The following is a 6,698-nucleotide window of genomic DNA, read 5'->3' as shown; positions in this document are numbered from 1 at the left end:
ATTCAGAAAAAGTCGCGATAAATCTTAAGCTAAAGGAAGACCAACTTAATGTTTGGTTTGGTAATGCTAATTTGGGGTTGGGAACTAATGAACGGTACGAAATATCCAATACAGTTGGTCTTTTAAGAAAAGATATCAAGCTTTTCAATCTAACAAAACTCAATAATATCAGCGAATTGGCAGGATCACAGGTCAATTCAGAGCAACAGTTGGGTTCAGATGGGCCAGTCAGCAGATTCAGTGACCCTATACTTAACATTGATAATCTAACTTCTTCTAAGTTTAGTTATAATGAAGATGTTTTCAATAATTCATTGCTGAACTCTTTTGGCGTCAATAAAAGTTTAGGGTCTAATGTTAAATTAAGAAGCTTGACCTATTATTCAAGTGATAGAATCAATAAATCAAATAATAGTAGAACTGAACTTTATACATCTGATGATATCATTGAATATACTGAAAACAATGATTTTGAATCGAGAGATGTTATAATTGGTACTGATTTGGAATTAAAATACTTGACTGATAACCAAACATATTATCAGTATGAATTTACCTATCAGACACTTCCTACCAATCGAGATGTGTTGTTAGATTTTAATGGTGAAACAATTAATCAAAATCAGGATTTGGAAAGACAAAGGTTCGTAAATAACCTTACTGTTACTAAAAAAATCTCTGATGGGTTATTGCTCAACGTAAACTCGTATCTAGGTTACAATTCCTTGCGAGATGAATATAAAATAGCCCCTAATATCTACAGCTTTATCCCAGGAAACGATGAGTCTTCTAATATTGTAACTCAATCCCTTAGTCAGCCCATGTTATATGCTGGCGCATCCACAGAATTCATTAATAAATGGTCGAACTCTAATTTAGGTCTAAAATTAGATGCTGATTACGAACATTATGATCTGGATGGAGATATTTTACTCAATAATGGGTTTGTGTCAGATACACTTACTACTAGAACTGGCTATCAAAAAGTCCTATTTAAAGGCGAACTTCAATACGCTCATAATTTGAACAGGTTTTTAAAAATAAACTCTTCAATATCCATAGCTCCAACAACTACTAAGCTCAAAGGTGAACGTAGAACCTTTTTATTTTTTAATCCTAATGTAGGTCTAACCTATAAAAAAAATGCATTCGGAACTTTTGGTTTGAATTATTCGTATAACAATGACCTTCCTCAATCAGACCGGCTCAATGATGGTTATCTATTCGAAAATTATAGGACTATTCGAAGAGGGTTTCAAAATATAGAAAGTATAAATAGCCACAATTTCAGCTTAAGATATTACCTAAGAGATTATGAAAAGCTTTTCCTAATTAATTCAAGCGTATTGTACCGTGTCTCAGATAGATCTTATGGTATAGAGAGTGATGTAAGTGAACGGGTAAGTATTTTTCAAGATGTATTACTGGATGGTAACAGCTCTTTATTATTTGACTTCAATTTCACGAGGTACTTGGACATACTACCCATCTCTATTAAACTAGGTACACAACAATCTATAAGCAGGAATAGCATCGCGGTTAATGGTAATTTTGAAGATATTCAAAGCTTAACTTCAAATTATCGTATTCAGGGAACTACCTACTTTAAAATCCCGATCAACTTTAAGTTCTATTCTGAATACAATTTTACAAGGTCAGACTTTAACGATCAGATATTCAAAAATAACTACGTGGAATCTTCTATTGATTTAATCTACAATTTGAAAAAATTGTTGAATCTAAAATTGAATGCTACGCACTACTATATCAATGAAGATAATTTTTTATTCCTGAACGGAGATATAAACTATACACCAAAAAAGGGTAGTTTTTCTTACACCATCAAAGGGCGAAATTTGAGTGATCTAAATGAGTTTGACGATGTGCAGATTTCAAGTTTTCAGAAGCGGATTTCAAGTTTTGATATTTTACCCTCATACCTATTACTGAACATAAAATTCAGGTATTGACAATCTAACAAGTGAAATAGTTGTAATCTTATTATCTGAAAACTAAACATGCTCCTGCAAATTGTTATGCGCTTGAATTGTCATGTGATCATTATGGCAAATGTCTTGTAGGGTTTGTTTTTGTTGTCTTTTTGCGACTTTCCAAGCTAACTCTTCTGTGGTTTTTTGCAATTCTTCTAATCCATAGTAAACCTTATTACCTTTTAAAGGCTCTAGATCTAATGGCTCAAAAAGCTCCTTGAGGATATTGATATGGAACAAAAGCTATCCCTTCAGAAACATATAAAATCTCCAAGATATTCCTTTCATTGAATACTTTTCAGTTATCAATTTACATACTTCTTCTGCAAACTCTTTTTGTATATGTGTTAACTTCATCGTTCGTTTAAGGAATAGGGGATTATTTCAACAAGATAAGTTATCATGTGTAGGTAAAGTATTTCCTCTATTATTTTTATCAATTACCTAACCAAATCTGATATCATGCAATTTAGGCATCATATCCAACGAAATTAATTATATATGAGTGCAAGTTCACATGATACAAGAGTTTTTGAAAATATGCTTGAACAGAATTTTCAACAGAGAATCAAATATGCTAAGTCCCTTTTGCCTGAAAGAGCTAAGTCAAATTGGTGAAATTGTTGGATTAGCTATTCTCAGTGCTATTTCGAATACATATAAGAGTATGGAAAAAACCTTTATTAACGATCCTAGTACGAATAAGTTATTTTCTAATGAAGAGATACTTAGATCTATGGATAAAGTAATGGATAAAGTAAAAAAGATTACATCAAATAAATTAGGTTTAAGTTTGATGATTTAGCTTTTATGAATCATTACTTTTTAGTTGCATACGAGTCTTATGCCAAGTTGTGAGGTGTTTTTTGGGTCTACCAGTGCCAGCGGTAATATCAATCCGGTTCTTTCTTTTTTCTATCTTCTTCCATCTGACATGTGGTCTGATTTGTACAATGATTAGATAAGCTGCAACGATGCAGGTCCAAATCCAACCAAGATCGTTGATCTTCACTATTGCACTTAGGATGATTCCGACGATGTTAAATACAGTGGTTTTGGGGTTTAAGTTTTTCATAGTTCACGTTTATATAAGTATGTATGGTTGGAGATAAAAGCCAGATTTTATTTTTATTTATTAGAATTGTATTTCTTCATTATTGATCTACACTAGCAATAGTGCGGTTTTCGAGCAATCTACTTTAATTAAAAATTTAAAGTGCTCTACAGTGGTAATCTGCCAGAAAAACAATTGTAGGTAAGAATCCAGATTTTAAAAAGTACAGCCCATTCTGGCTATTAACGGGAAGAGGGTTGGATCTGTTTTTTTTGGATTTTCGCAAAAATACTCCCACATTCTAGGTTTCTCCAAAACCATTAAATTTTAAGATGATACCAGAAAAAAAAACACCCTAGTTCTTTTGAAGAACCAGGGTGTTTGAGATGTCTTAGAATGAATATGTATCTAGATAGGATTTGTTATCCGCTGGGTTTAAGTACAGATATAAGTCAATCCAATAGCCATTGCTTGTAGAAAAAATCCAATTATTATTATCCTTTTGAAAAGTACACTTCTTGTTTTAAGCGCTTTTGTGTCTGACATTACAGTATCTATCTTTTTGAGTAATTCTTTGATTCTGTATTGGTTTTTTTCTTCTTCAGACCAACCAGGAATAGTTGCGTTGAATATACTCTCATTAGGTTTTTCAAGAGGTTCGGGTTCAAAGTGGAACAATCGATAAACCCCATACATATCTAGTGCTAGACCTATTAAAGCTAAGGTTTTAGACGCTATACCTATATACCAACATGTATTAATATAAAATTCGCTAATCATCTTCACGATCCTTTTCAGAAAAGACAATATTCAGATCGTAAATGGTACGACGGAGCTCGTACAAGAAGTCAAGCTGTTGGGTACGAATGACTGCTTCAAGTAGCCAATCCGGATCTTCGTTGGATATGAATTTCATCGATGCCTGGAGCGTTAATTCCTCAAGTGATTCAATGTCGATATCTTCATCATAGATCATCTCTAGTTCGGACAAAATATATTCCTCGAGCTCTTTAGACGAGTGGCAATCGAATATTTCAATTTCAATGGATGTCCAGTAGAATTCTGCTATCTCGTGGACTATGTCAATGGCTAGTTTCATAGGTTTTTCCCTTTATTTCTTCCTTGATTTCTTTGGTTTCGTTGTTCTAGGACTGCATTAAGCTGAGTTTCCAAAAACTTTGGGTTTCTCATTGCTATCTGCAGCTGCTTGTAATCCTTCGCTTCTTTCTGGGCACTAAACATCAATTTTCTCGCTTGATCTAGATGTTGGTCCATTCTTTCCTTGGATTTCTTGCGTTCCTCTTCGGATCGCTGAGCCATGTTGATCAGCATCTGCTGGTCTCTTATGATCTTCTGAAAATCTTCCTTGACCTTTTCTGGCTTCAAGCGCATATCCATTTTTGAAGGATCTGGAACTTCCTTTTTCATGGCCATTTCATTGGCTCTTTCAAGCCTGGCATTGTAGGCTTGTTGAGTCTCATGAGTGGTACCGCTATATCGGAGCCCTCGCTCGAGACCAAAAGGTTTCACTATCTCTGCGTACCTGTCCAGGCGCTCACGCAGCACCTCTTTATTGCCTATGATCTCTTTTGCTGACAGTCGTCCATCTTCAGTAAGCGGTACAGTTATGGCGTGGATATGTGGTGTCTTCTCATCCATGTGGAGTACAAATCGAACGATATTGTCTTTTCCGTACTCTCTCTGAAGGAAGTTTGAGCATGCCTTTTGCCACTCGAAAAACTTATCCTCATCTGCAGCCAGCTTCATCATTTCCTCGTGGCTACCCGTGAATATGTGCTTGATCAGTCGAACTGCATCTTTACGAATCGGGGCTAATTCATTGGAGTTTTTCCTGGTCTTCTTGTAGCCTTTCTGAATCACTCGATTGATGGCGATGGGCACCGGAACATCATGAAATTTATTGGGAACTGGGTAGGATCTGTTCAAATGGGTTTTGGTCGGATCAGCATGTTTGTAGGTATGCTTCCATTTTTCTTCACGGTCAATATGGCCACCTACTCCGGCACCAGATCCCTTTCCTTTTGACACTACCATTACCGCAAAATTACCCATAGCTATTCCGATTGTTCTGTTTTCCAAATATAGAAAAAAAAGCCTCGCAGAGCCTATTGACTTTGTGCAAAGTCTTATAGGAAATACTTAATCGATAAGAGCAATAATCACCACCCTACCTTTTCCCCACTTTTTTTCCTTCCACACCACCCACTTTTCTTCCTTCTCCCTCTCTTCTCATGCACCTCCTTTTCCCTTTCATCTCCCCCTACTTTTTTCCTTTTCACTTCTCTCTCCACTCTCCTACTTTTCCTTTTCCACTCTCCTCGCTTTTCTCCCTTTTCCTATTTTCCCCATACCTACCTTTTCCCCTTCACCCTTTTTCTTCTTTTCCCATTCCGCTACATTTGGGTATGAAGAAAAAATTGAGGGATCTACCTAGATGGTATCGGATCTGTAGGATCTACATTCTCGATTTTGCCAATCTGTTCTGGCCTTACGGTTCTCCAGACGATGGATTCACGGACCAATTTCTCAATGGCCGAAAGAAAGACAAGTGAATAATCGATTTAAGCGGTTTTAAGAGCGGTTAAAATCCACGACCTAGAAGAACACATTTCTTTCCTTTAAGCCTGCAGAGCGGCTTAAAATTGGTCGAAACTTGGATTCTCGCGGCCCGGCAATAGATGACTTTTACCTGTCTTTTCATCAATTGCGTATTAAAGAGGTTTGTAGAGTTTTTCGAACAGCTTAAAATCTATGACTTTTCTTATTAATGATTTTAAAAAATGTTTTGATATCGAGAACCAATACGAAAAACTAGCTGATTTTGTTAAAAATATGATAGAAGTGGCTAAAAGAGATCTCGATGAAAAACCGCATGTAAGACTTGAATCGACAGCTAGGCAAAGAATAAAATATGATTCTGAACAAGACTTTTGGAGCGCTCCATGTATCAAAACTAAGGTTTTGATAAATCGAACAAGTCTCTCAGGTCACTATCCATGGCGGTAACCAGAATTACCAATGTGGAAATATTTGGTGCTACTCTGCCAGATTCCAGTTTATAAATATACTGACGATCCATAAGGACCAACGACCCTAGTTCAATTTGGGTAAGATTCTTGCTTTTACGCAACCTTTTTAGCAGCTCACCGACCATGAGTGGTGATTTTATCTTGATCTCCCTTATCTGTTTTTCGGTTAATTGCATTCATGACCAAGGTCTAAAGAACACACAGTATATTTGTAACCTTAAAACACTGCACTAACCTTAAAATATTTCCATGTATTACGAAGTTGAAAACAAAAAGATCTCAAAAGAATTAAAGAGTCTGAGTAGAGATTACTGGATCATAGAATCTGGGAAATTTAAATATTCTATTGAAGAGTTATTTGGTAGCGATAAAGAGCACAACATAAAAATTTTAGAACAGTTGAAACACGTTGGGTCATATAAAATAGAGGGAAAATGTAACGATTGTTTAAGGAATAGGGATTGGTTTGTAAGCAATAGGGATGAATATTATAAAATAGTTGCGTTGTTGGCAAGTAAAAATGGCCACATTTGCCCTGAATGTGAGGTATATTCTTTAAATCCGTTTATGAGTTTATTCTGGCCAAGGAAATTGTGATGTTAT

Annotated in this window: 11 protein-coding genes; 5 read left to right on the top strand and 6 right to left on the bottom strand. The window is 35.6% G+C overall.

Annotated features, from left to right (window positions below):
- Positions 1–1,970, top strand: a 1,970-nt coding sequence (locus AAU57_RS15225) for a TonB-dependent receptor (protein WP_197275455.1), incomplete at its 5' end; no start/stop codon positions are given.
- A 42-nt stretch (positions 1,971–2,012) separates the two neighbouring features.
- Here AAU57_RS15225 and AAU57_RS14745 read toward each other — a convergent pair.
- Positions 2,013–2,231, bottom strand: a complete 219-nt coding sequence (locus AAU57_RS14745) for a hypothetical protein (protein WP_055413823.1) — start codon at positions 2,229–2,231, stop codon at positions 2,013–2,015.
- Positions 2,232–2,508: 277 nt separating this feature from the next.
- Here AAU57_RS14745 and AAU57_RS14740 point away from each other — a divergent pair, with 277 nt between their 5' ends.
- Positions 2,509–2,796, top strand: coding sequence for a hypothetical protein (locus tag AAU57_RS14740; RefSeq protein ID WP_156340347.1), 288 nt, complete (start codon positions 2,509–2,511; stop codon positions 2,794–2,796).
- A 3-nt stretch (positions 2,797–2,799) separates the two neighbouring features.
- Here AAU57_RS14740 and AAU57_RS14735 read toward each other — a convergent pair whose 3' ends face one another.
- The 4 genes from AAU57_RS14735 to mobV all read right to left on the bottom strand — a co-directional run bounded on the left by AAU57_RS14735 (position 2,800) and on the right by mobV (position 5,118).
- The gene (locus AAU57_RS14735; protein ID WP_055413803.1) at positions 2,800–3,066 is read right to left on the bottom strand and encodes a hypothetical protein; all 267 of its coding nucleotides are present in this window, start codon (positions 3,064–3,066) and stop codon (positions 2,800–2,802) included.
- A gap of 414 nt (positions 3,067–3,480) precedes the next feature.
- Complete coding sequence (locus tag AAU57_RS14730; RefSeq protein WP_055413802.1) at positions 3,481–3,825, bottom strand: hypothetical protein; 345 nt, start codon at positions 3,823–3,825, stop codon at positions 3,481–3,483.
- Positions 3,818–4,144, bottom strand: coding sequence for a hypothetical protein (locus AAU57_RS15185; protein ID WP_156340331.1), 327 nt, complete (start codon positions 4,142–4,144; stop codon positions 3,818–3,820). Before AAU57_RS15185 ends, AAU57_RS14730 begins: the two co-directional genes overlap by 8 nt.
- Entirely contained in the window at positions 4,141–5,118 is a 978-nt protein-coding gene (mobV, locus tag AAU57_RS14720) for a MobV family relaxase (RefSeq protein ID WP_055413800.1), read from the bottom strand. The genes AAU57_RS15185 and mobV overlap by 4 nt, the downstream gene beginning before the upstream one ends.
- A 353-nt stretch (positions 5,119–5,471) precedes the next feature.
- Here mobV and AAU57_RS15180 point away from each other — a divergent pair, with 353 nt between their 5' ends.
- Positions 5,472–5,618: a hypothetical protein gene (locus AAU57_RS15180; protein WP_156340325.1), complete on the top strand. Its 147-nt coding sequence runs from the start codon at positions 5,472–5,474 to the stop codon at positions 5,616–5,618.
- A 199-nt stretch (positions 5,619–5,817) separates the two neighbouring features.
- Complete coding sequence (locus tag AAU57_RS15380) at positions 5,818–6,072, top strand: hypothetical protein (protein ID WP_055413799.1); 255 nt, start codon at positions 5,818–5,820, stop codon at positions 6,070–6,072.
- On the opposite strand, the gene AAU57_RS14940 is transcribed toward AAU57_RS15380, so the two are convergent.
- A complete protein-coding gene (locus AAU57_RS14940) occupies positions 6,020–6,271 on the bottom strand; it encodes a helix-turn-helix domain-containing protein (RefSeq protein WP_082438679.1) in 252 nt (83 codons plus the stop codon). The genes AAU57_RS15380 and AAU57_RS14940 overlap by 53 nt on opposite strands.
- A 73-nt stretch (positions 6,272–6,344) precedes the next feature.
- On the opposite strand from AAU57_RS14940, the gene AAU57_RS14710 reads away from it, so the two are divergent.
- Positions 6,345–6,692, top strand: coding sequence for a hypothetical protein (locus AAU57_RS14710; RefSeq protein ID WP_055413821.1), 348 nt, complete (start codon positions 6,345–6,347; stop codon positions 6,690–6,692).
- Positions 6,693–6,698: the final 6 nt, after the last annotated feature.

The sequence above is a fragment of the Nonlabens sp. YIK11 genome (assembly GCF_001413925.1).
Taxonomy (GTDB): Bacteria; Bacteroidota; Bacteroidia; order Flavobacteriales; family Flavobacteriaceae; genus Nonlabens.
This window is presented reverse-complemented; position numbering and strand designations above follow the sequence as displayed.

Coding starts and splice junctions, on each gene's coding strand:
- AAU57_RS14740 (WP_156340347.1), top strand. CDS start 2,509: ATGATACAAGAGTTTTTGAAAATATGCTTGAACAGAATTTTCAACAGA.
- AAU57_RS15380 (WP_055413799.1), top strand. CDS start 5,818: ATGACTTTTCTTATTAATGATTTTAAAAAATGTTTTGATATCGAGAAC.
- AAU57_RS15185 (WP_156340331.1), bottom strand. CDS start 4,144: ATGAAACTAGCCATTGACATAGTCCACGAGATAGCAGAATTCTACTGG.
- AAU57_RS14735 (WP_055413803.1), bottom strand. CDS start 3,066: ATGAAAAACTTAAACCCCAAAACCACTGTATTTAACATCGTCGGAATC.
- AAU57_RS14730 (WP_055413802.1), bottom strand. CDS start 3,825: ATGATTAGCGAATTTTATATTAATACATGTTGGTATATAGGTATAGCG.
- AAU57_RS15180 (WP_156340325.1), top strand. CDS start 5,472: ATGAAGAAAAAATTGAGGGATCTACCTAGATGGTATCGGATCTGTAGG.
- mobV (WP_055413800.1), bottom strand. CDS start 5,118: ATGGGTAATTTTGCGGTAATGGTAGTGTCAAAAGGAAAGGGATCTGGT.
- AAU57_RS14710 (WP_055413821.1), top strand. CDS start 6,345: ATGTATTACGAAGTTGAAAACAAAAAGATCTCAAAAGAATTAAAGAGT.
- AAU57_RS14940 (WP_082438679.1), bottom strand. CDS start 6,271: ATGCAATTAACCGAAAAACAGATAAGGGAGATCAAGATAAAATCACCA.